Origin of the sequence: Aneurinibacillus tyrosinisolvens, from assembly GCF_001015055.1 — a bacterium.
Lineage (GTDB): Bacteria > Bacillota > Bacilli > Aneurinibacillales > Aneurinibacillaceae > Aneurinibacillus_A > Aneurinibacillus_A tyrosinisolvens.
The window spans coordinates 37,556-60,548 of sequence record NZ_BBWZ01000024.1 but is presented as its reverse complement, the minus strand read 5'-3'; the positions used below and the strand labels follow the sequence as shown (position 1 = coordinate 60,548).

Annotated in this window: 29 protein-coding genes; 17 read left to right on the top strand and 12 right to left on the bottom strand. The window is 37.7% G+C overall.

All coding sequences use genetic code 11. The features are described 5' to 3' along the window. Positions 1 to 67: 67 nt before the first annotated feature. Entirely contained in the window at positions 68 to 244 is a 177-nt protein-coding gene (locus tag MBEAL2_RS31910; protein WP_161798244.1) for a hypothetical protein, read from the bottom strand. A 374-nt stretch (positions 245 to 618) separates the two neighbouring features. Here MBEAL2_RS31910 and MBEAL2_RS18580 point away from each other — a divergent pair, with 374 nt between their 5' ends. Then, positions 619 to 891 (top strand): hypothetical protein, encoded by a 273-nt coding sequence (locus MBEAL2_RS18580; protein WP_047153771.1) that lies wholly within the window; start codon positions 619 to 621, stop codon positions 889 to 891. Between the two features lie 22 nt (positions 892 to 913). On the opposite strand, the gene MBEAL2_RS18575 is transcribed toward MBEAL2_RS18580, so the two are convergent. After that, entirely contained in the window at positions 914 to 1,165 is a 252-nt protein-coding gene (locus tag MBEAL2_RS18575) for a hypothetical protein (protein WP_047153770.1), read from the bottom strand. 205 nt (positions 1,166 to 1,370) lie between these two features. Between MBEAL2_RS18575 and MBEAL2_RS18570 the strand changes: the two genes are divergently transcribed. Beyond that, positions 1,371 to 1,580, top strand: a complete 210-nt coding sequence (locus MBEAL2_RS18570; protein ID WP_047153769.1) for a hypothetical protein — start codon at positions 1,371 to 1,373, stop codon at positions 1,578 to 1,580. Positions 1,581 to 1,831: 251 nt separating this feature from the next. Here MBEAL2_RS18570 and MBEAL2_RS18565 read toward each other — a convergent pair whose 3' ends face one another. Further along, a complete protein-coding gene (locus MBEAL2_RS18565) occupies positions 1,832 to 2,032 on the bottom strand; it encodes a hypothetical protein (RefSeq protein ID WP_047153768.1) in 201 nt (66 codons plus the stop codon). A gap of 319 nt (positions 2,033 to 2,351) precedes the next feature. On the opposite strand from MBEAL2_RS18565, the gene MBEAL2_RS18560 reads away from it, so the two are divergent. Continuing rightward, positions 2,352 to 2,699: a hypothetical protein gene (locus MBEAL2_RS18560; RefSeq protein ID WP_152667846.1), complete on the top strand. Its 348-nt coding sequence runs from the start codon at positions 2,352 to 2,354 to the stop codon at positions 2,697 to 2,699. Continuing rightward, on the top strand, positions 2,614 to 4,248 hold the full coding sequence (locus MBEAL2_RS18555; RefSeq protein ID WP_047153766.1) for a site-specific integrase: 1,635 nt from the start codon (positions 2,614 to 2,616) through the stop codon (positions 4,246 to 4,248). Before MBEAL2_RS18560 ends, MBEAL2_RS18555 begins: the two co-directional genes overlap by 86 nt. Positions 4,249 to 4,646: 398 nt before the next feature. Here the strand turns inward: MBEAL2_RS18555 and MBEAL2_RS31905 are convergent, their stop codons facing one another. Both MBEAL2_RS31905 and MBEAL2_RS18550 read right to left on the bottom strand, forming a co-directional pair. Beyond that, entirely contained in the window at positions 4,647 to 4,796 is a 150-nt protein-coding gene (locus MBEAL2_RS31905; RefSeq protein WP_161798243.1) for a hypothetical protein, read from the bottom strand. Further along, positions 4,786 to 5,778 (bottom strand): MerR family transcriptional regulator, encoded by a 993-nt coding sequence (locus MBEAL2_RS18550; protein ID WP_047153765.1) that lies wholly within the window; start codon positions 5,776 to 5,778, stop codon positions 4,786 to 4,788. The genes MBEAL2_RS31905 and MBEAL2_RS18550 overlap by 11 nt, the downstream gene beginning before the upstream one ends. Positions 5,779 to 6,524: 746 nt before the next feature. Here MBEAL2_RS18550 and MBEAL2_RS18545 point away from each other — a divergent pair. The 3 genes from MBEAL2_RS18545 (at position 6,525) to MBEAL2_RS18535 (ending at position 9,756) form a co-directional block, all read left to right on the top strand. Further along, positions 6,525 to 7,679: a ParM/StbA family protein gene (locus tag MBEAL2_RS18545; RefSeq protein ID WP_047153764.1), complete on the top strand. Its 1,155-nt coding sequence runs from the start codon at positions 6,525 to 6,527 to the stop codon at positions 7,677 to 7,679. A 17-nt stretch (positions 7,680 to 7,696) separates the two neighbouring features. After that, complete coding sequence (locus MBEAL2_RS18540; RefSeq protein ID WP_047153763.1) at positions 7,697 to 8,221, top strand: hypothetical protein; 525 nt, start codon at positions 7,697 to 7,699, stop codon at positions 8,219 to 8,221. A 161-nt stretch (positions 8,222 to 8,382) separates the two neighbouring features. Next, on the top strand, positions 8,383 to 9,756 hold the full coding sequence (locus tag MBEAL2_RS18535; RefSeq protein ID WP_047153762.1) for a site-specific integrase: 1,374 nt from the start codon (positions 8,383 to 8,385) through the stop codon (positions 9,754 to 9,756). A 71-nt stretch (positions 9,757 to 9,827) separates the two neighbouring features. Here MBEAL2_RS18535 and MBEAL2_RS18530 read toward each other — a convergent pair whose 3' ends face one another. Further along, entirely contained in the window at positions 9,828 to 10,031 is a 204-nt protein-coding gene (locus MBEAL2_RS18530; RefSeq protein WP_047153761.1) for a hypothetical protein, read from the bottom strand. A 258-nt stretch (positions 10,032 to 10,289) separates the two neighbouring features. Here MBEAL2_RS18530 and MBEAL2_RS18525 point away from each other — a divergent pair, with 258 nt between their 5' ends. Next, a complete protein-coding gene (locus MBEAL2_RS18525; protein ID WP_047153760.1) occupies positions 10,290 to 10,508 on the top strand; it encodes a hypothetical protein in 219 nt (72 codons plus the stop codon). 221 nt (positions 10,509 to 10,729) lie between these two features. Then, positions 10,730 to 11,308, top strand: a complete 579-nt coding sequence (locus tag MBEAL2_RS18520; RefSeq protein ID WP_152667845.1) for a hypothetical protein — start codon at positions 10,730 to 10,732, stop codon at positions 11,306 to 11,308. Here the strand turns inward: MBEAL2_RS18520 and MBEAL2_RS31900 are convergent. Together MBEAL2_RS31900 and MBEAL2_RS18515 are read right to left on the bottom strand one after the other, a co-directional pair. Continuing rightward, entirely contained in the window at positions 11,305 to 11,451 is a 147-nt protein-coding gene (locus MBEAL2_RS31900; RefSeq protein WP_161798242.1) for a hypothetical protein, read from the bottom strand. The two genes, MBEAL2_RS18520 and MBEAL2_RS31900, sit on opposite strands and share 4 nt — an antisense overlap. 151 nt (positions 11,452 to 11,602) lie before the next feature. Further along, positions 11,603 to 12,037, bottom strand: coding sequence for a hypothetical protein (locus tag MBEAL2_RS18515; protein ID WP_047153758.1), 435 nt, complete (start codon positions 12,035 to 12,037; stop codon positions 11,603 to 11,605). Between the two features lie 392 nt (positions 12,038 to 12,429). Between MBEAL2_RS18515 and MBEAL2_RS18510 the strand changes: the two genes are divergently transcribed. Then, positions 12,430 to 13,893, top strand: coding sequence for a hypothetical protein (locus tag MBEAL2_RS18510; protein WP_047153757.1), 1,464 nt, complete (start codon positions 12,430 to 12,432; stop codon positions 13,891 to 13,893). After that, complete coding sequence (locus MBEAL2_RS29480) at positions 13,890 to 14,648, top strand: metallophosphoesterase (RefSeq protein WP_052947822.1); 759 nt, start codon at positions 13,890 to 13,892, stop codon at positions 14,646 to 14,648. The genes MBEAL2_RS18510 and MBEAL2_RS29480 overlap by 4 nt, the downstream gene beginning before the upstream one ends. Positions 14,649 to 14,700: 52 nt before the next feature. On the opposite strand, the gene MBEAL2_RS18500 is transcribed toward MBEAL2_RS29480, so the two are convergent. After that, entirely contained in the window at positions 14,701 to 14,970 is a 270-nt protein-coding gene (locus tag MBEAL2_RS18500; RefSeq protein ID WP_047153756.1) for a hypothetical protein, read from the bottom strand. A gap of 474 nt (positions 14,971 to 15,444) precedes the next feature. Between MBEAL2_RS18500 and MBEAL2_RS29475 the strand changes: the two genes are divergently transcribed. After that, the gene (locus MBEAL2_RS29475) at positions 15,445 to 16,341 is read left to right on the top strand and encodes a hypothetical protein (protein ID WP_052947821.1); all 897 of its coding nucleotides are present in this window, start codon (positions 15,445 to 15,447) and stop codon (positions 16,339 to 16,341) included. A gap of 59 nt (positions 16,342 to 16,400) precedes the next feature. On the opposite strand, the gene MBEAL2_RS18490 is transcribed toward MBEAL2_RS29475, so the two are convergent. Continuing rightward, positions 16,401 to 17,012: a hypothetical protein gene (locus MBEAL2_RS18490; RefSeq protein WP_047153755.1), complete on the bottom strand. Its 612-nt coding sequence runs from the start codon at positions 17,010 to 17,012 to the stop codon at positions 16,401 to 16,403. A gap of 110 nt (positions 17,013 to 17,122) precedes the next feature. Between MBEAL2_RS18490 and MBEAL2_RS18485 the strand changes: the two genes are divergently transcribed. The 4 genes from MBEAL2_RS18485 (at position 17,123) to MBEAL2_RS18470 (ending at position 21,082) form a co-directional block, all read left to right on the top strand. After that, positions 17,123 to 17,848 (top strand): ParB N-terminal domain-containing protein, encoded by a 726-nt coding sequence (locus tag MBEAL2_RS18485; RefSeq protein ID WP_047153754.1) that lies wholly within the window; start codon positions 17,123 to 17,125, stop codon positions 17,846 to 17,848. A 931-nt stretch (positions 17,849 to 18,779) separates the two neighbouring features. Beyond that, complete coding sequence (locus tag MBEAL2_RS18480; RefSeq protein ID WP_047153753.1) at positions 18,780 to 19,013, top strand: hypothetical protein; 234 nt, start codon at positions 18,780 to 18,782, stop codon at positions 19,011 to 19,013. Between the two features lie 126 nt (positions 19,014 to 19,139). Then, the gene (locus tag MBEAL2_RS18475; RefSeq protein WP_047153752.1) at positions 19,140 to 19,616 is read left to right on the top strand and encodes an SEC-C metal-binding domain-containing protein; all 477 of its coding nucleotides are present in this window, start codon (positions 19,140 to 19,142) and stop codon (positions 19,614 to 19,616) included. A gap of 296 nt (positions 19,617 to 19,912) precedes the next feature. After that, on the top strand, positions 19,913 to 21,082 hold the full coding sequence (locus MBEAL2_RS18470; protein ID WP_152667843.1) for a hypothetical protein: 1,170 nt from the start codon (positions 19,913 to 19,915) through the stop codon (positions 21,080 to 21,082). A 61-nt stretch (positions 21,083 to 21,143) separates the two neighbouring features. Here MBEAL2_RS18470 and MBEAL2_RS18465 read toward each other — a convergent pair whose 3' ends face one another. Next, positions 21,144 to 21,797, bottom strand: a complete 654-nt coding sequence (locus tag MBEAL2_RS18465) for a hypothetical protein (protein ID WP_052947820.1) — start codon at positions 21,795 to 21,797, stop codon at positions 21,144 to 21,146. Positions 21,798 to 21,951: 154 nt separating this feature from the next. Between MBEAL2_RS18465 and MBEAL2_RS31895 the strand changes: the two genes are divergently transcribed. After that, entirely contained in the window at positions 21,952 to 22,110 is a 159-nt protein-coding gene (locus MBEAL2_RS31895; protein WP_161798241.1) for a hypothetical protein, read from the top strand. Between the two features lie 52 nt (positions 22,111 to 22,162). Here the strand turns inward: MBEAL2_RS31895 and MBEAL2_RS18460 are convergent, their stop codons facing one another. Continuing rightward, positions 22,163 to 22,909, bottom strand: a complete 747-nt coding sequence (locus tag MBEAL2_RS18460) for a hypothetical protein (RefSeq protein WP_152667842.1) — start codon at positions 22,907 to 22,909, stop codon at positions 22,163 to 22,165. Positions 22,910 to 22,993: the final 84 nt, after the last annotated feature.

The following is a 22,993-nucleotide window of genomic DNA, read 5'->3' as shown; positions in this document are numbered from 1 at the left end:
AGAAATAAAAAATAATTTCGTTAAATTTTTGTTTATGAATAAAGCACCTTCCTCAACAGGAACGTGCTTATTTGCTGTGGTAATAAAAATCGAGAAGGGACATACCAGAAGGGGTTTTAACCTTGTTGGTTTTAATCTGTTCCGTAACTGACTTAGACAAATCCACCCGTGGTTTTTTACGTGTTGTAACACGTTCCAGTTTTATATTTTTCCGTTCAGACAAAGAGAACACCTCTGATTTCATATTATTACATCCAGTATATCAATTCTTTTTAAAAACTTTCACGTTTGAACCTTTTAATCACCGTTTTTGTTGTTTTTATATATGAGAACAAAAATACCGCCCGTACATTTTCATTTGGATTTGCCATAAGTAATAGGGACGGTATAAGCAACAAAAGCTAGGATGGTTCATCACGCTGCAGTAAAGAAGCCCGTGGCATTGGCCTACGGGCTTTTGTTATGTCCAAAAACAGAAAGGAGATGACTCGCTATATTTCTCATGTTTCATCCATGTAAGCCGCCCTAGAGGCGGCTTACTCTATTGGGTTTTATTACGCCTTCAATATTCATTATGAATGACCAAATTATGGCGCTTAGGCGCAAAGGAGACAAGATATGAAAGCAAATAACATTGTACCCGTCGTTGTAAAATTTTTTAAAAGAAAGGAGGTACAAGCAGCAGCTATTCAAATTGGGAAATTTGCCTGGTCGTTGCATTGTCTTGCTCAAGGTGTACCAGATCAATCCGTATTGTTTGATGACATGGATGTTGTGAATGCGATAGATGTAATGAACTTCATGCTAGACGCAGCTGAGTCCAAACAACTTGGTGAAAAAGTGATAAGTATTATAAAAAAATTACGCAAAAACCCAAAGGGTCGGCAATAGCCTTCCTTTTGGGTTTTGAGAATCACCAGAATTCAATTTCAATGTCATCGTCCCGTTTTGGGACGTATTGTTCCATCGTTTCAAAGACTTTTTTCGTCATATCATCAAACTCGTTTTCATCAATACCGAGGATTTCTTTAAATCTACGTTCGGATATGATTCCAGCTAAGTAGAGTCCGTAAAGTTCTTCGGTTAATAATTTCGTCAAATCGACCCCATTTGGCAATTCGAAATGATGCTTTGACCACTCTTTTGAACAATAACCTAGCCTCATTGTTCTATCCCCTTCCATCGAATTAATTAAATTATAACGGCTTTATCTAAACGGACGAAATGGTTGTTTTGTCAGTAAAGAAACCTTGATTGCAATCACTACTGAGTATGCAATCACGACAAAATCCCTGCTGGTATATTGCTTACAAAAGGGGTAAAATAGGAACATATGTTTCTGATAAATAGTAAATTTGGAGGTGGTGTAAGTGGAACCGCATGACGAAAATATGTGGTTTTTAATCCAAGAAGTACAGCAACTGAAACAGCAAGTATCAGATATCGAAAAGAGGCTGAACCAAGAAACAACCTACTTACGCTCAAAGTTAATGAAAACGCAGTTATATGAATATGAAAATAAAGTGACACGTTTAATAGATCGAGCAGCAAAACAAACCCATTACAGAAAGGAGGACTAAAAAAGCGCCGCTATTCGCGGCGCTGGTTTTGAACCCTAAAATAAAAAATCAGCGGATTTGCTCCAGTGGTTCGATTTTATTTTTCTTTATAATACATGTCGGACAAAATGCACCCCCTAAAAAAAGGAGGGAGCAGCACTCCCCTCTAGAGACCGATTTTATCCTCGAACTTTTTTGCGATCACTACACAGTATTTTTGTACTTCGGGTTTTAATTCTAAGAGTACCTAAAATCCAACCGATTGCATCCATTCATACTATACGAAATAGTGCACCCTTGATTTTCTCGATTTGTTCCTCGGATAATCCTGTTTTTTCAACGATTTCTGCGGTTTCTGTGCCATTTTGAAGGAGCACTACGACACGAGATATAAGGTTGATTCCTTCACGAAAACCTTCTTCGCGTGCTTTTTGATACATTTCTTGTTCAAACTTTTGAAAAACGCCTCCCATATGAACACCTCCGAAACTAAATCTTACTTCCATTATACCCGCGAAAGTGTATAAAATCCTTGTGTTTCTACCGTTTTTCAGTATACAGAGTACAATTGGATGAATAGAGGTGATACACATTGAAATATGAGTTTTCAAAGGAATTCTACGACAGCAAAGCCTTATCCAATGAACGTTGGAAAGGCCATGAAAAAACAAAAAAGGCAATAAAAGCCTCATCGAAATCGAAGATACCGTGCAACAAATGCGATTGGAATTTCCCAATCATAAGCTGCAGTTCACAAAAAGGATGCTGTTGTATAAGGTTTGTCTGTACATCATGGCAAAAGTTGAAGATAATGCCGACCGAACCCATATTGTAGAGCGTATTCGAAAGATTTTCCCAGATGTGCGAGCAGAAAAAATGTCCATTGAAGCCAATACTCTTCTAAATAATCTCCATTTCGGCCGCTACGATACAATCACCTGGTGGGCCGAAATGCAAACGGGAGAGGAATATCTATTGGATCCTGGCATTTTTCCCTCTACTAAAGAATTAGAACAAGCAGCATTGCCGTTAAAAAGACCAGCTGCAGAATCTAATGTTCATAAAAAAGAAAAAAAAAGAAAAAAAAAGAAAAAAGAAAGAAAAGAAAGAACTGCTGAGAACCAAAAAAAACAGCCGTGAGTTCACCCGCGATACCAAAAATGATTATAAGAAATACGCTGAATGGATTGAAGCAGAGGATTTTATTGTAGATATTTTTAACAAAGCAAGAACCAGCGGATTTCGTATAAAGAAAGCGCGTAAAAATGCCGCTACGTTTCAATCAGAAATGAATCGAACCCTAACCTATACCCGTTGGCTTGCCACGCAATATATCCCCGTTTTAATCGCTAGAAATGCAGAAAAACCTCTATCCGAACAAGTCCCTGAATATGAAATCCGCGGTATGGTCCATCCATTGAGATGGAAGGAGTTTTTTTCCTATGCTTATCTTGATTTACTTATAGAACGATTCTTCTCCCGTGACATGAGTTTTGTTGTATCAGAGCTTGATACCATGTCTGAATACATGGTGGAAATGACGGAAGCAAAAATGGGAGTGGAACTCACCTTTGAAGAAAAGGAACAAATACGAGAAAAGTACCGTGGAAAGCCTATTTCTGCTAATTATATAAAGTGGATGGTTCATTCTCTGACCAGTTTTTCTGCGTATGTAAAATCCGTGATGAAGATTTGGCGTGGAAAAGGTGTCCAGGAGTACGGTAAATGCTCCGTTTTTCAAAAAAGTTACGTTTTGGAGTTACTAGAAGCTGTCGGTGTGCAACGTTCTCAAGCATTAATTCGAGCCATGGCAGCGGATTATGAAACCGCGATGAAGGTCATTGAGGCACTGCCTCAGCCTACTATTGAAGATGATGCGCTTGAAGCTCGCAATAAACAAACCGTCATTGATTTGGCCACCTTCGCTTTACTTACGGGAGGCAGGATCCAGGCCAGTCTCAAACTTACCGCAAATGATATCGAATTTTATGATACTCCAGATGAATGTGAAGAAGATTCGTTTTTTGATTTACATGGCACCGCTGTGTTTTATCGTGACAAAGGGAAACTTACACGGGTAGTCCCACTTTTCAGAAAGGCGATGTATCTGCTTGAGAACCGCATTGATTCACTCAATATCCCGTTTAATACAGAAAAGAATGCATACGTAGCCACTCCCCTCTTCGGCATCTATCAATATGTAAATCGAAATGGAAAACAAGTAATCGAGCGTTTAAATGTGACTTCAGAAATGAAATACATCGAGACAGCCATTGCAAAAGCGGCAAATCGAGCAAATGTCGGTGGACAAAAACCCGTTGTATTTAAAGTTCGTAGCAAATTAAATACAAAAACAAAGGAAAAACGAGTCAATATTCTCTCAAAAACGCCTAAAAAAGCCATTTTTGAGAGGGATGGTATCATTCATCAACGTTTTACCTTTCATTCGCTGAGAAAGGCCTTTGCGCACATGATGTTTACCCGTTTGTTTGCCCTTCGAAATAAAGAATTTGCTGAGAGTTTAATTGAACAGTGGATGGATTTGCAGATTGATGCGGAACAATTCCGACGCCGATTAGCAAATGACCTGAATCGAATGAATCGGGACCGAGTGAAGAAGAATCAAGCTCTCCAGGAGGAAGCAGAAGAGAAAGATATCACCCTTCTGACGATGACCTACTCCCTTTGAGAGAGAGGACGACCACTCAAACGGGGAAAATTTATGTTAGTTTGCTATTGGGCCACTCGAGGGAAAGCATAACGGACGTTTACCTAACGGAAGAAGTGAAGGAAGCAGCACGAAAAAGCAATCGTAATGAACGAAAAGAGGAAAGGCGCTCCGTATAGAGCGTCTTTTTTTATGTACCTTGCAGGTGAAAAAGAGATACATTTCAAGTTCTTCTGTAGTGATTGCAAACGGTTTTCCTGAAAAAACGATAAACGTCAAAATAGGCGAAAAACGGTTTTTTGGGATTTTTACGTGACATTTTATACCGTAGTTATGATAAAAATCGAAAATAAGGCAAATTACGGCTGTATTTTAGGTACATAAAGCATAGAAAAAACGCCGTTTTAGATAAACGACGTTTATTTACCGAATATGCGGCCGAAAAGACCCGTTGGTTTTGCTTCTTCGACGGCAGCTGCAATCTCTTTTTCTTTTAGTTCTCGTTCTAATTGCAATAAACGCTGAGAAGCTACATTCATTTTTCGTTCATGTTCTTTATCATTTTGCAAAGAAGTTACCTGCTCTTGAAGTTTCTTTATTTGTTCTTCCAGGATTTTTTTGTTTCTCTGCTGCTGTTTTTTCAACCAGCTGCTTTTGTGCTTCGATGGAATGAACCTTTTCTTCAGCCAAGGTATTTGCAGCTGCTAGTTGCAATTTAGCTGAATTCGCTTCATTTTCAGCTACCAGGCGTGCTTCCCGTTCCGCCTGCAGCTGTTGTTTTAGCTCATTTGTTTCAAGAAGAAGTTGATTTTCCCGCTTTTCCTGCTCTTCTTTTTCTGCAAGCCTTGTTAACATCATTTGTACCGCACTGCTGAGTTGCTCTTGGGAAAGAATAATCTTCTCGGCACCTTCGTTTATTGTTTCATTTTGTACAAGTACAGAACGGATGACTTCCGTCTGCTCATCTTGTAGACGATTTCTTCTCTCATCGGAATTCAGTAACAACTGAAATTGATTAGAAATTTCTTGTTCCTGCTTCATAAGTTGTTGAATGGTTTTTTTTCCTAGTTCGGTCAACTCTGTACTTGATAAAACCACTTGATTTTGACCTTTTTCAATTAAATCTACTTTCTCTAATGCAACAGAAAGTGATTTCGACTGAAGTTTTGAGGCTTCCCGTTCCTCTAATAGCAGACGAAGGATCTGGTGTTCTTGAGCTTCTTCTGAATGTCTTTCTTGATAAGAAACTTGCGAAGAAATATTTACACGACCCGTCGGTTCTTTCTCTTCAACGGGCACTGGAGCTTCAATGTCGAGCATTTCTCTTATTTCATGGTAAGTCAGCTTCACCTGGCTGCCCGTTTTTGCATTTTTTTCCTCGTGTTCATCGTAGATACGTTTGACCTCTTTGATTCTTTCGATTCCTTCCTCGTCAAAATAAATCTTCTTGTTGTCCATGATGAAAGGAACAAGGCCTTCATTTTTCCAGTTCCGAATCCGTGTATACGAGATATTCAACTGGTTTGCCACATCGTTGATGTGCACTTTCACGTTAATTCCTCCTCTCATTCCTGTTTCTCTTATTTTTTCGGTTAAAGTGGATAAAACTTTTCTTTTTTCTATGTAAAAGGTGGGTTATGAATTAAGCGTTATATACTTTTAATCTAGTATCAATCTATGCCTTTTCCATCTTTCACCTATCGTTTGATTTATATTCTATTAAAAAAATCTAGATATAACAACGAAAACAGGCGTTCTTCCATCTACCTTTTATCCATGTTTGCTATATTCGTTATCCATCTTCGATGTATTTCGATAGTTAAATCTTATGTATATCACACCTATATGCTAGATTTGAGCACAATTTCCTTGCAATCACTACAGAAATCGTTTTTGAGTTTTATCATTTTTTCAATTTTATCTGTCTTTTATATTTGTATTACATTGAAAACATATAAAAAGCACATGAAAAACACATCATTTCTATGTTTCTAAATTATTTTTCTATTTCTTGGAGGAGATTTTATATTATTTCCGAATTATTTACATATGAAATCCATATAAATATCACATAATTATCACATAAAAAAACATAAAAATTATGTTAAGAAAAAGAAGGAACGGACGAACAATAGAATAACAATATAAATACAACATAAAAATCACACGAAAAACACATCAAAAAAGTAGATTTTAATATGCAAATAATAGAAATTCATAGTATAATAGGGAAAAATGAGCTTGTCCTGGTAAATTAGGGCACTCAAATGGGTTAAAAGTGAAAAGGGGGAGATAAAATGACAACGATTCAAAATGTGGTAAGTCCGTATGTATTGGCTTGGGATCTGGGTAACGGGTACTTTAAGGGTATGAGCGATTTTTCAAAGCCGCTTGCATTACCGAATTATCTGTTGTTGTATTCAGATTATAAAGGGGAAAAGTTAGCTCAGGCACCAGACGTATACATCTGTGAATCAGATCCGACAAAAACGGAATACATTTGGATGGATGTGCCGACGGCAAAAAATAAAGTTCTCACATATTCAAAATCAAAACGTTACCAGCGTGCTGCCTATAAGTACGCTACACAAATCGGCATTGTAAAACTATTACCTTTGAAAAAAGGGGTAGATGAAACTTTCTATATTTATGGCCAAACTGGGGTTCCGAACAAAGAAGCGTCAACAGATGCAGAGGCATCAAAGCATGAACAAGACCTTTACGATGTAATCATGGAAAACGATGGTGAATTCACAGTCATCGTGAATGGCGATAGAAAAACCGTAAAAATCGTCGACCTTTACATTACGAACCAGCCGATGGGAACGCTGTACAATGCTTTGTACAACGGTCTAGGTGTTGAAGAGAATGAAGACCTTATGCAATCCAACGTTCTAGTATTTGACTGCGGAAGCGGAACAAACGACTTCTCGTTTATTCGAAACGGTATGATCCAACGGGATGGAATTGATTCTACTGAAGATGCAATGCTGACTGTCTATGCTGAAGTAGCAAAAGAGGTGACAGAAAAGAAAGGAATTACTTTCGAACCTCAAGAGTACGAAAAAGCCTACCGTAACGGAAGTACAAAAGTGAAAGATGGAAGAAAAGAAGTAGATTTCACAGAAGAAATCACAAAAGCGATTGGCCAAATGTTATTCCGTATGGAAGGTTTTGTGAGTTCTAAATTTGACCTTGATCGTGCAGACTATATCATCCTGACAGGCGGAACAGCAAACAGTGAGATTTTCAAAGATGAATTTAAAAATGTCTTCATGCTGACTGACAATGATATCCACGTAATGTCGGCTCCGCAAATGAGTAACGTAATGGGTTATTTCAAGAGAATTAAGCGTCGTGCCGTTTTAGAGATTCGCAAAGCGATAGAAAAGGGTAATTCTACGTATGACGGACGTAATATTGCTCAGTTCGACCAGTGGTTACAGGAATAGTGTAAGGGGGGATTACGATGAGTGATAAAAAAACAAATAAAGTACTCTCCATGGCCCTAAACATTGAAGAAGAGGATGTTACGCAGGAGGAACGCGAAGCGTTCTCTGCGTACTTCCAAAAAGGAAAAAACAAAACAGCTGCTGTAAAAGAATTGCTAATCGAAGCGGTTCTTATGCGGAAAAATGAAGAAGAGAAAAAAGCATTTCAAGCTTTTCAATATATAAAAGAGCAAAAGGGTCCTGGGTATGTTACGGATGCATTAAATAGATTTCCTGAAATTCAACGTCTGCTTGCAGAAAAGGAACGGGCGCTGGAAGAGAAGGGGAGATATATTGAATTATTATTGTCTCAGGTAGCTCATGTTCCCACACAATGGGTTCAACCACCTGTACAGCAGCAAGTAGCATCTGCTCCTGAAATAAAATCTTCACCTGTTCTCGTAGCACAAGAAGAACAAAAACCAGCTACACAACAAGAAGTTCAATCAGATGTTACCTTATCTACAGAAAAAATCTCACGGAGAAGAGTTAAAAAAGATTAACCGCCAAACCAGGCGGTTTTCTTTTCACTTTTCTTATTGCAATCACTACAGGGTAATTTTAGAGATTTCACGATTTTCAATTGCCTAAATTCCGTTTCTAGCTATAGTTAAGAAAATTACATACGGTAACATTCTTTATCTACTAAAAGGGGGGATTAGTAATGAGTAAAACATTTCGAGTTGGGGAGCTTGAAATTGTAAACGCTGCGCGCGTTGATGAAAAAGGAATTATTCATTATGTTGTTGGCCTGGAAGACGGAAGCCAGATCCGTGTTTATTTTCAACAGGGAAAAGGCAGAGAAGATCATATGTACCGTCTCAGCTTCAGCGGCTATGATGAAATTACAAACAAAGACATGTGTGCAATTTACCACTTCTTGAAGAACGAACCTGCTGTACGGTTGAGTTTTACGGGTGATCTCGGTGGTGTAAGTGATGAAACTACGGCAATCATGCGTATGAGACCGACTCGAAACGTAAATATCAATGGACGTAAAGAACGGAATGAATGGATTTCTATATTCAAGTACGAAAACATGAGAACATTCCAAGAAATGAAAGAAGATATCGCTCCTGCAATCCGTGAAATTACACAGGGTGCAAGTGAAGCTAGCAAAAAAACAATCATTGGTCGAATTGAACCGTTTCTCTGGTATTTAATCCTAAGAAATAATGCGCTAGGCGAACGTTGGACTGGAGATAATTTTGATTTAAATGTAATCGATGAGTATGAGAAATACGCAACAAAAATTTCTAAGAAGCCTCTACTAAAATCAGGGGAGGAAGTTAGCCAAGGCGTAATGGTCCAAGCGAAAAAATCTTTATATAGAATTATGATTGAACAGGGTCGACTGACTGAAGATGAAAAACCGAAAGTAGATCCAATTATAAGAAATCCTCACATTGAAAACAAAATAACTGCTTCCAAAATTGAAGAAATAATCGAAACCTGGGAAGAAGATATCGTGGAAAAAAGTTTGGACTGGGAAGGCCAGGAACATATCCTAGCAAAAAGCGCAAAAAAAAGCGCGTATGTAAGAACTCTCAGAACACGAGCGATGGGATTTTTGATTATCGCTTGCGGTTTAACTCATATCGACCTTGTAGACCTTAAGATTGATGATTTTGATGCAGATGCCAACACGCTAAAAGTCAGAGGAAGAAAAGGAAGAGGGAAAGACAAGGAAGAAGAACGAATCTTTTCTCTACCTCCTCGTGTATCAAAGGCAATTTCTTACTATCTTCAAATGAGAAGACCTGTAATCGCTGCTCTTTTTGCATCTGAAGAAATTTCACTGCAGTTCGGTGGCAAAGTTGAAAGACCTATTAGTGTCCAACTGCCATACCGAATTTTCACTCCGTTTGAACTTACCACAGAAGATTTTGAAAGAAATTTCATTGCTAGCTGCCTTGCAAGAGACTTGGATTTAACAGAAATTAAAAAAATGGCCAATTCGGATAACAAGGTTATGAAAATGGCAAAGAAACATCAAGATACACCGTACGTAGACGTTCTTTCGAGTATTGTTTGGTAATTGAACCTTAGAAATAATGAAAGACCTATCGCACAGCGGCAGGTCTTTTTTCATGGGAGTAGGTTGTCCTATTAGAAAGGAGCGTCTGTTTCTCCTTCAGAGTAAAATTCACCTTTTTTGTATATGGTTTTGACCCATTTACCATTGTCTTCTTTAACGATAGCTGTCATGGCACATTTATTTAAATCAAAATCATCTCGGCAAGCATAATTCGCAAAGTCTGCATCTTCTTCAGTTACTTGCATCTCTTTTTTACATTCAGGACACTCTACCATGGCAAATCCCTCCGCTTTTTATATTCGCACCACTCACAATAATATAAGAATTGGAAGTAATTGAAAATAGCAATATTTCAGAAATAAATCTCTTTAAATCTTTTCCTTAGAGGGGAGGTTTTTAAGTGAGCGGCCGAGCAAACCAAGATTTTTAAAAAAATGCACACTGGTTCATCGAGCCTAAATTAAGGTGAAACGAGGATTCTTAATAGATTTATAAAAACCTCCAATGATTAAAAGAATGGGGGGATTGCAGAAATGTCGATGAAAGAAGAATTTGAATACGCGCTTGCCTATGATGATTGGCGAGATGAACGAGAAGCAAAACGGCTGATGAAAATAATGGAGCAAACAAGTGACCTGGCTGAATTGGAACGACTGGGGAAAAAGATTGCCCAACTAATGTCCAGTCAGAGCAAACCAGAAAAAGATAAATTGCTTAAAACAAATGAGGTTGATGATTTGTTTGGAAATTGAGAAGAGAGTAGGTCTGAATGTCCGACGTATTTGTGTGAACATGTTTTTTGTTCACATGAATTGTCGGGCGTGAGGAGCTTCAAGGTTTCCTCTTAATTTCGATAAACGATAAAGAAGTAGTTTTTGGCATGTCCCTCTCCCCTGCCGCATATATTCTATCAACGAACTTCGGACGTACCTACCTCACGACCTGATTAAAATTGAAAAAAGGGGTGTTAAAAATGTCTTCTGGTTACAATTTGGGGAAGAGGAGATGCAGCAAATTATCTTTAATGTTTACTCGTAAAGATGTTGAAAACATAAATCGAATTACGATCAGTACGGATTTAAGTCACAGCGAGCTACTTTTTTTTCTGATTCGTAATGCATTAGAAGACCAATCTTTTGTTTATACATTGCAGAGAAGATTCAATACGAGGGACCAATATTGGGTCAATACAGTGAAAAAGAAAGGTGGATTGGAATATACTATTGAGCCTTATGTGGTGCCTGAAAATGTAGCGTACAAGCACATTAAAGAACATGAGCTGTTATCGAGACAAAAAGGGCCTCGAACAGAAAAAGTGGATGTGTTTTTCGATAATGAAATGGAGAGGAAAGCGAATCTCCTGGCAAAAGCTTTGGGAACCAAAAAAGCCACGTTTTTATGTTTCGTGGCCTTATCACAGGTCTATTCTACAGAAGTGCTCAATTATCTAATGGAAAAATTCAATAAGAATCCGAAGTTATCTTTGCTACCAGTTACGATTAATGGCCATACAGAATATCAGTTTTATGAACATCAAAACGCTGCATTTTAGCTGCTGTATTTCTTATCCCAAGTCTTCACCATTTTTTCAAACATTTTTGCGCAGCTGGCGCATTTCCGTTCTTTGTTTTTATTTTTCATTACGGTGTCCATTTTGATGGTTCGCTGACAGAAGTTACATTTAAGCGTACTCATACTGCTCCTCCTTCTCAAAATATATTATTAGAAGGATAGCCAAATTCAAAATTATTTAAACCTAGCAATTAAAAAGCACCTATATGGGCGCTTTTTTTGTTTAATTATATAACCACTTAAAAAACCGCCCGAATCATCGGACGGATATGAGTTATTCTAAAACAACTTTAATTTTAGGGGACAGTTTGTAATCAAAATACTCAAGTAAAGGTTCCTTATTCGTTTCTACAAAACCTTTTTGGATAAAATCATGATAATCGAGGTCATTTTTAATGGAATCATATATTGATTCATCTTCTCCGAACTTTTCAAAACCCCTCATAAATTCAATGACACGCATTTCAAATTCACCGACAGCCACAAACATAAAATCAAGTGCGTTAGCGATCCGTATGTATAACTTGTTTTTTTGAGCCCCTTTTTCAAAGATATGCATTTTAATTGGAATATACTTACCTTCTTGGATTAAAGCAGAGTAAATTTCAATGACTCCGCCAAAACCTTTTTCTTCTTCTCTTAGTTCATGTTCATGCAAATAATTTACGGGTCCTTGAACAAAAGTTATCGGTTCCGTTTCATCTGACATTGTACATCCCTCGTTCCAAAAGATTAATAATGTTCTTTTGCAATAAAGGGAGGGAAATCCTTTTAAATTAATGTTTACTATTAGATAAACAGAATCAAGACATAAAAAAACAAGGTCTAATTTCTCAAACCTTGTTTTCTACATCAAATGTTTCAGTTAAATATTCCCTTGTCGATGACAAAGTTAAATATATTTAAATACGCCCTGCGTTTCGGTTAAATCTCTATAAAACAGTATAGCAAACAATCATTCCAATTTTTACCTCTAATTAGGTTTTTCCGTCTAAAAATTTCCGTATAAATGCAGCCCCTGCGGTTTGTGAAAAAGTGGGCTTTTCTTATCTATTCCGCATAAATTGAGTTATAAAGAGGAAGGACAGGAGGGGGATGCAAATGTATCAGTTCGTGATGAGGAAAATTGAAAACATACAAGAAGAAAGAGTCGTACAAAAAGTGGGGAAAGAAGTGCACATGAAAGAGGTCTACGAGAGCTCTACTGGTTCATTTTCAATATCGCTTAAACTAAACCCAGGAGAGAAGAAATTATCGCAGGACGGGCCTATTATGAGCCTCAATGACGGATTTGTTCCTACTGCAGAGGAAGTTCTATTACTTTTGATGTCCAACATTGAATCTTTTGCAAAAATGTATGACGGCGCGGCTTTTGAATTTCCTATTTTCTCTTCTTTATCTCCACAGCGGCAAACCATCTTCTCCTTCGAAGATATTTTGGACCTCTATGAAAAAACTTTATTTCGAAGACAAGAAGAACATCTGGCCACGCTGGATAAAAAAAGGGAAGAGGTAGATGTATTTATCGGATCCGTGCCTCTTAAATCTCAAAAGAAATATAACTATATTTTGAATAGGTATTTAGGTTTCTGGTTTTTATTTAGTCCAGATAGTTTTGTTGCAACATGGACGGTTGAATCCATAACGGAGCAGTTGGCTTCTTATTGCAGTTTTATGAAAACTTATGGGGAACAAGAAAAGGGGCAAGTTCTCACAGATGAAACGCTCCAAAAGCACGTGAGCATGATTTCGGCTTATGCCCAAGCAATTGGTTTATTTGTCGATAGAAAAAAACTACCCATTATCCGCCCTAAGAGAAATACTACAAAAGAGAAGAAAGAAAAAGAACTTCAATCAGAACGAGAAAAATTGTGGAACCAAGTAGAAGATTGGAGGCAGCGAGTAGCGAATGAACCTCCTCAAGAAGGTCTTTTTGTGCCTACGATAGCAGGTTGGTACCGTTCTGCTTTTCGAAACGCCCTGATTTTTGAGCTTTTGCTGCTGTTCCCAGATCAATTGCCAGCAATTTTAAATCTCTCAGAAACTGACGTTCATAAGAGGGGAGGGGACATTTATATCTCCCTAAAAAAAGCGAATGGGTCGATTTCACAAAAACGGGTACCTGAAACAATTGGAAATGCCATTCGAGAGTATCTTAATTTCCGCAGGCGGTATGATAAAAGAATTGAAATCACGCGGCATATCTACCGTTTTGAAAATATGAGAATGGATCCTGTGTATTTGAGAGACTACGTTGTACCTTTGTTTCTTGAAGATTATGAGGATGAACTAGAGGAGCTGAAGGAAATTTATGCCCGTTTGGAAAAATCACCGAATCAAAAAGATATCAGTCGACGAGTTGAACTCGAGAAAAAGGCAATTGTTCTTTGGCAAACTAATACCTTCAACCGCAATCAATCTCTATTCATTTCAAACAGGAACCAAAGACTTAGTGAATCCAGGCTGTTTGAGATTTTCCGCGAAATGAAGATCCGCACTCGTCAGCTGAAAATCCGAAAGAAAAAAATGGAGAGGGGTAATGTAAAGAAAGGGGTGATGAAGTGAAAGGATTACTAGTAATGTCAGACATTCATGGGCATTTAGATACGTTCAACAGAATATTTTCCTCTATCCAAGAGAAAGTGGAACAAGGGTACCTATTAATTTTATTGGGTGATTACGTTGGGTACTGCCCAAAATCGCTCGAAATGTTGGATAGAGTAATTGAGTTGGATGCAAAGTATCCAAGCATACATGTTTTAAAAGGGAACTGGGAACGAATGCTATATGACGCAGCGTTCGATCCAAACGGTCAAAAAGCATACCAGGCAATGAAAAAAAGAGGTGCAGCTGACATTGTAGACAAGCTTCGTAACGACAGAGCAAAACGCCTAATACGAAAAGAAGCGCTACAATCTATGAAAACACATTTGCAAATTGGAGAATATTTTTTTGCTCACACTGGAGTTAATTTAGAAAAGTGGGTAGAAGGAAACACCTGGGAAGATTTTCTTTCTCGGCAAACAGAGGACGATTTGATTGAAAATCGGATGTTTTACAATCAGATAGAGGAGTATACTGCCAGAGCTCTTGTTGGAAAAGACCATGAGGCATACAGCAGTATAATCGAGGAGATTCCTTACCACATCATCACTGGCCATGCACCTGTGAACCGAATCAATCCAAAAAATAAAGAGCTAACACCACTACCTTTCGTTCGCGGTCCTGTAATCGGGGTTGATTTCGCCGCTTCCAGCCGAAAACATGTAGGATTATTGCAGCTGCAGCCGTATTTCTCGTTATACTTAGAAAAAATATGAAAGGTATTCAGAATTAACGGCAGAAAGACAAAAAACCACCAAAAGGTGGTTTTTATTGTTGCGTTAATCGTTCAATATCTGATTCAACCTTAAACACACGTTTGTTAAGTGCTTGCATTCCGAAATCACGTTCGTCCAATTTGTTATTGATTTGTTTGAGCATCGCACCTATATCTTTGGGTTGTTCAGCTTCTAAACGTAATAGGGTAGACTCAATTCGCTCTAACTTCTCATTGGTTTCACTTTTATATGTAGTAAATTCCTCTTTGAGTTCAACTATAGTACTTAATATCAGGTCAAGTTTTTTATCCAAATCGCTCATGGATATACCTCTCTTCTGAGCTAGACTGTTTATTCACTATTGTATCATAAAAGCCCGCCAGAGAAATGACGAGCTTTTTTTGTTACGAATCTTTAAAAGGTACGATACAAACCTCAAATACACTTTGCAAAAAGAGAATTTTTGTGAGTTTAAAGTCCTTTTAAGCAAGATAGTTATTTACTAACGAACATACCATCTACCACATTGTGGTCTAATATGATATAATGACCAAGAAAATAATAAGTTCCAATAACGGACGAAAGCCAGTGCGATTTGGTTTGGCGACCCTTGCACTGACTCTCCGAGTAAACATCCCGAAAACACTTTGCGAAAAAACTTTGCGAAAAGATATTCGAAATGAGGTTTTTTATTTAACTGTTCTACCTCATTATACGAAAAAACCGTCTTTTTGTAAAGTGTATTTGAGTATGTTTTCAAACGTCCGAATACAATTGCGGAAAGAGGTTTTTTGTCATGTCTATTTCTCTCTCAAAACTTTTAAGCGTAAACGGTTATCTTATCTACAACAAGCATCTGGCACGCAAAGTAGGGGTAAACGAATCTATCATCCTCTCCCAGCTCATTTCTATGCAAGAATACTACGAAAAAGTAGGTAAACTATTTAAGAATATGTTCTACTGTACTATCGATCGGATGGAAGAAGAAACATTCCTGAAAAGGGGAGCTCAAACAAAAGCGGTTGATACCTTAGTAGAAATGGGATTAATCGAAAAGAAGATGATGGGACTTCCTGCAAAAAGATATTTTCGAGTAATCGAGGAAGCTGTCTTGAAATTGTTTCCTCAACAGGAACCTGAAATCGCTAAAGTTGATGAAGCCGTGGATGCTATTTCGGCGCAACCTGACAGTGACGCGGGTTCAACCATTGAAAATGACCAAAATGAGCAAATTTTGAACCCTACGCCTGTTGCCGAGGATGCTACTTTGATGCAACCTAGGGTGCAAGTTTCATGTTCGCATATTATTAAAGATTTTATTAGTAAAGATTTTAAAAAAGAAGAAGAGGAAGAAGAGAATATATACGCGCATGCGCGCGAGGATATATCCATTTTTGGAGAGAGATTCTCAAAAATCGCTGAAGAAATCGAGTTAGATGATGAATGGACTCAAGAAGTCATTCACAATGAACCCACGGAATTAAGAAAGTATTATGGAACCACGATAGACATACGTGAAGCCTTGGAAAAGACGCTAAAGCATATTGTGAGATTGGATACCGCAGGGGAAATGGTCGTAAGTTTTGCTCGTCTATTTTATACATTTTATAAAAATCACATGCGGACTAAACGTGCAGCGGACAAATTTGCTTCTCCTACACAGCGATTCTTACGAGCCATGGCGGCTGTGTAACTTAATTAATACATAATCAAAAAGCCACCATTTTACGGCGGCTCTAGCAACATAAAGGGTTATTTTGCTATTGTTTTTAATGCTTGTAATGTGTCTCGATATTCTTTATCCAGCTCACTTATTTCAGTCGGAATCGGTTTATCTAATAGAACTGCATCCATTGAAGTCCACATAAAGAAGATTTTAGAATTCAGTATATCGAGGACATGACCTTCTGTAGTATCGGTAGGGAACGTATAAGTTAAAGCGTTCCCTGCTCGGTTAAAATCAGCGGAGAATTGACCCCAGGCGAGGTCTTCTGCTTCGCTGAAAGCACCGTTATCCTTTTTAGCTTTCATCTCTGCATATTTATCCTGGAGTTTTTTATAGCGAGCGTCGATTTCATTTAGTTTTGCGGCACTAACGGTAAACGGTGGAGCATTCGGTACCAGATTTTGAATGAATGCTTCGGCCGAAGTAGGTTCTGGTTGAGGAGTGGGTTGAGGAACAGGCTGTGGAGCTGGAGTAGGGGTAGGTTGTGTTTGAACTAATGGTGGTGGTGTTTTTACCTCAACAGGTGCAGAAGCGACTGGAACGGGCTCTTGAACGTTTGTAGAAGGGGTGTTTTCCCCACACGCAGAGAGCAGAAAAGCAGACATAACAAAAGGAATACTAACTAAATAAACTTTCAATCTATCACCTCCGTTTTCATTCGGTATACTTGCTTTTTATATATTTAGCCAGAAATATGATGTTTATTTTTTGAAGGTGAAAAGTTGTAATCAGGACACCTTAGTTTTTTATGAACCTAGAAAAACAGGCGCTTTCTTGTATACTTATAAGAAAAGAGAAAGGGCGTCGTATAACTGTGCACAGAGTGAAATTAGCAGGATATATCAAAAGTGAATTAAGAAAGTACGAGAATTATTATGCGTTTGAAATGGAAGAGACGTCCAAGGTCACTTCATCAAAATATGTACCGCGCTCTAGTTCTATAACTTATACCGTTTTCATACACCAAACATTCCATAATAGAATGATGGAAAGCCTAAATGCTCGTAGAATACCGATGCAGGAATTGTTCATTCGCGTTTCTGGGGAGCCAACTCTGAACGTTTCGATTGAACAGGGTTGTAACGGCGACATAGGACTCATCGCTCAAAGCGTTCACTTTGGACACAAAAGAAAGAAGAACAAGAAAACGATTATAGATATAAATGAGCAAGTAGCTGTTGCGGTAGAAGAGCAGATACAAATTTCAGAATCCGTTCTAGCTGATTTGCCAACGCTAGTTCATCCAGAAGGCGCCGAAATCGTAGAACTGAAAGATATCGTTATCACTGAAGAGTTCTTGAACACGCGGCCGAATGAAAATAAAACCAACGAAGCAAAAATGAAACTTTTAAATACAGGAAAAATGGAAAAACCAATCTTTGTTGATAAAAACATGGTACTTGTAGATGGTTACCGCCGTTACGTTGTCTTGAAAGAACTCGGCTATAAACACGGTCCAGTTGTTTATCAGTAGGGTGCGGATACTCGCATTCTACTTTTTCAAAATCAAAAAAGCCCACTTCAATTTAAGTAGGCTTGTACGCATTAATCGATTATGGTTAAATTAGTATAAAGGATTTTTAGAAATTTTGATACATACATAAAAAGATTCACAAAAAAAAATAAACCCAGCAGCCGTACTCGTGTTGGAAGCACTTGTACGATTGTACCGAACCCATACTTCGGCACAAGGTTACCGTTCCCTGCTGGATAAGATAGTACTTTCATTTTATATTATTTTATAAAGAAAGTAAACTTATCCTGCACGCGATATGGACTTTTTCCTGTGCTGACTTTATTTCGGCATTGGGATTTGTTCATATCGCATAGCGAGCCGTTCTTGTGTCGAAGTTATGGCGACATATATAAAGCAAGAACAAAAATCCATTTGCTATTTTTGCAGATGTTCTGGGTGGTGACCAGATCGGGAAAGACTGGCGTCTCCGATTCGTACTCCGTTTGAGGGAGGTTTTTTCCGTCCAGAAGTTCGCACATAGAGATGCGTAACCGTCCTGAGATATGCATAGTACTGCCACTGGTAACCGTGGAGTTCAGAATTATGTATAGATGAGGCATGCAGGGAAAGCGTTGAAATACGTGGCTCGTAAAATCAGACCTGGAGAGCTTACTCATATAGAGTGATAACCGAAGAAGCGACCGACCTCTGGCTCCGTCAGAAAGAATCGCCTTGCTGAACCGACGTGAAAACGTCTTTTTTTTATGTTTTTTTTACTCGTTTTCACGTTGGGGCAAGGGCAGGGTCTCTGCCCATCGCTCCCTCCCCCTTCACCATCAGAAACGCGATGTTACTTTTTCTTAATTTACATAGCAAGTGTTTATTGAAAAATATTTCGTTTTATATAATTGGTGGAAGTAACGTTATAAAACAAGTGGAGGTAGAGCACATGCGTTGGGAAGAGGTTAGAGCGATGTATCCAAACCAATACGTGCTGTTAAAAGTTCTTGCTTATAGGGAACAAGAAAATACACGTCATATTGAAGAAGTGGAGGTGGTAGATACCATACAAACGCCACAGGAAGCAACCAAACAGCTGCTGCGTTTGAAATTTCCACTGTTGGTGTTTCATACAGGAAAACCACAAGTTACCCTACATCTCAGAAAGAAAAGGAATATATAAACTTATATAATTATTCGATAACATCCCCTTCCTTTGAAAAAACAAATGATTACCTTTTTGCAAAGGATTTTCCTCTTTCGTTTTAAACATAATAGGAACGCCGAAGCGAAAGAAGGAGAGCTCTCGATGAACCGAAATGAGCCATGTACGTGTGGTAGCGGTAAAAAATATAAGAAATGCTGCTATGCATCTGATCAAGAAGAGATTATATTCAAAAATAAGATACTGATTGTTAATTCTTATACAGTAGAGGAAGAGGGCATGTTGTTTATAAAAGCAGATTTCTTATACGATTGGATTCCTTTCCAGCTGAATATGCATATAAACCCTGAGTTGGAAATGATCGCTCCTCTTTTTGTTACCCATCATGAGATTTTTGGAAATGAAAATCTTGAAGGATTTAAAATTCTTGAAGTTGGTGAAACAGAGAAAATGCTTCGGGTTCAACAGGATAATTATGATGGCCGTTGTCCTTTTTGTAAGGAAGATCGATATAAAATGGGATATGAACATGCAATTTGCGATGTGGCAAGCGATCCTGCAAAAATAGAATTAATCAGAGATAAACTCGATGAAGTTATATACGGTTCAAACTCCCTGTAAAGTTCGCTAATATACAAAAAGAATAGAAAGACCTTTTACTTCACATGTAAGGGGTCTTTTTTCTGTAGACATTTTGATATTCTCAGTTATCTTAGAAAGTGTTTTTTTTCAGCACATATTGGACAAAATGATAGATAAAAGAGGAGTGATGATATGTCATTAAAAAGATTTTTAACCAGAAAAGATGTGGAGGGATTATTTAAGCAGCTGCCTAACATGAAAGATAGTTTTTATGTCGTAGGTGGGGAGGGAGTAACCCCACGTTCGGTACAAAAGTGCAAGTGGTTGCGCCTTCCTTGGCTGGAAGAGAAGGACATAACGCTCAATGCGTTGGGACAGCCTATGATTTTTGGATTCGCGCTTTTATTCAACGGATTAACCGTGTTCATTTGGAAATTGAGCTTTCTGATATTGTAAAAAGAGGGATTAATGAATTACGTTATTGGGAAGATGCAGAGGAACTTACAAAACATGCAAATGAAGCCTGGGAGCTTCGAAATCAATATATATTAGGGGAGAATGTTTCCGAATACGATTTAATGAGCACATGTCTTTTCCTTACTGGGATGGAAAACGCATATCGTTCATCCAATCCAGAGGAACATTTCCCTTCAACAGAGGCAAATATAGAAGATTTATTACAGATTACAGCGCAAACAAAAAAAGTAGCCCACCTTTTTATTGCCAAAAATAAAGAAGAGATCGTTTTAAATCCGCAGTTTGGTATGATGGCAGAGAAAATGAATGGAGCGGATGCAGATCTGATTATCGACGGTGCCTTAATTGATGTGAAAACAACAAAAGACGTTGGATTTCTATCAAAACATATGCACCAGATTATCGGTTATTACTTACTTGCACAAGAACCTACGTTGATAGGAAGAGAAGAGGGAAGACCTGTTTTTGGACCTTCACTTCCGAAAATTACAAAAGTTGGATGGTTTTTCTCCCGATATAACCACTTGGTTCTTATGGATATAGAAGATTTGCTTAAAAAGATGGATTTCGAGTCGTTTTCTAAACAATTTCATACTATTTTAGGAGCAGCACCTTCTCAATTTTTCAATCTGGAAGAAATAGAAAGAGATGAAGATTTCATCAGTAAACTTCAAATCCTCAATACAGATAATTCTAAAGGAACAACATGGCCACTCACCGTAGATTTTCTCTTTGACGGAGTTCCCTTCCAAATGTCTGCATTTATCAATCAGGAGCAACAGGTTATGACTCCTCCTCATAATATAAAACACCTCAGGATTGTTAAAAATGAAGGCGAGGATGGAGTTAAAATTAAGCAAAATGGTAAGTCAACATTTATCCCATTACCAGAAGATAAACACGACGGAAATTGCCCTTTATGCAAACAAAAAAAGAAGAAACTTGGAAACAGTTCAGCGAGTTGCGAAGTGTTATCAGAGCAAAAATATATCATGCAGGTGTTAAAAGCAACATCAACTGACTTTTAGAAACATCAGAATAAAAGAGAGGAGTGCAGTATATAAAAATACTACGCTCCTCTTTTCAATATTAATTCACCCTGATACCATACTCTAGCAAACGTTTAGGTAGTACATCATCGAGATTTTCGATATCAGCATCAACTAACTCGATAAGCTCAAGTTCGTTATCACTATAGGCTTTTAGTTTTCTTTTCTTATTTGAAAGGTATTTGCTGTCGTTCTCATAGCCCCAATACTCAATATAGACGTCTCCTTCGGGCAAATAGAAATCGGAGAAAACGTTTTCGGCAATCGGTACCCTCCTTTCATACGCATGAATGACATAATGTTCATATAACCAATTATCTATCATAGCCTCCGCTTTAGAACGAACATAATGCCCATCTCGTGTTCGATATTTTGTAGGGAACTTTTTGCGGTAATCATCCGATGATTCGCCTAAGATTTCCAGAATTTCATGGACATTTATATATCTACCTTCCTCAGCTATAATATGAGATACCAAACGTTCATCACTGACGATTATTTCAGGAAAATAGATACGAAAGCTATTGTCCAGATTCTTTTTCTCTTTTCCACCTTTTTTTCTTCCCCTGGCAGTTAAGCGCCATCCAGTTGTGTTGCTTTTTCTTATCCACTTAAGTTCAGATAAATAATGTAATAAATCACTTCGGTTTGTTCCTAGTAAACTAGATAATCTAACGGTGGATATATTCTTCATTGTTCCTCCCTGTGATTTTCATATTATCTCTTCTTAATAACATAACTTGCCAAAATGCATAAAATCAATAACAATAGACAGACTTTAGTGCTACAAATTATAATGGAAATAAAAGTTATAATTTGTTTTATTATGGATGGAAGGGGAGGTTCGAATGACTAAAATTCGCTTTTACCCCCGAAAACAAACAATGACAGCTCAAGAATTCACGAAGAAAATGGAACAAAAATTGGAACGCATCAAGGAAGAATCATTACAACGAATTGACAAAATCATTGAGGATGCCAAAAGTAGCTCGATGTTTTTAAAATAAAAAGCAGTTAGCCGTTAATACGAGGGCCAGCTGCTTTTTTAATTCCTCTATATTATTGATAATACTTACTCACGCTAGGTTCGCCAAGGACAAAACCTTCTGAAACAATCAGCGATTTAATTTCAATGATTCGTCCATAACTATCCTTCGTAATCCATTTGTACCACTTGCTTCTTCGGTCAGGTCTCATGGCCTCATAATTTTGAGAGTACTCTATGGAAGTAGGTGGACCCCAACTACTTCTGCTTATGTCAGATTCAAACATTCCATCGTAAGGTGGCAACGACGCAATATTTTTTTCTTTGTAATCAAGTTCTTGTCTAATTTTTTCGTCGGTCCCATCTAACTCGGTTGACAAGTGCAAATCACCACTAGGATCTGTAAGAGAGTCTGTGCTGCTATATTCGTATTTTCCTTTGTTTGTTGTAATGATGATATCGGGTAGAATGATTTCATCCATCGTTGTCTTGTCGCCGTTTAATTTATAGTCGTAAATCATATTACCTCTTTTATCGTCATAATCAGCCATGATCGGCTTTAAAAAAAGATATTTTTCTTGCAAACTCAATCGATCAAAATCATCGCCTAGGGAAAGGTTTAAATGCTGTGCTTTTGCGCCTGATAGGCTATAACCTTTTAAATTTTTAATCTTAGGAGCTATGTTTTGGGCAACGTATGATTCCATATCCTTTGTGAATTTATAGTAGTTTATAAAATCAACAATAGAATAAACTAAAATAACCAAAACCACTCCGCTAAAAATATAAAAGAGAGGATATTTAAGTAGTGGATTCTTCATGAAATCACCTTGTGAATGAATTTGATTTTTCTGAAACAAGTATAGCATTTTACAAGTTATTTACACACCTCCAACAAAAAAACC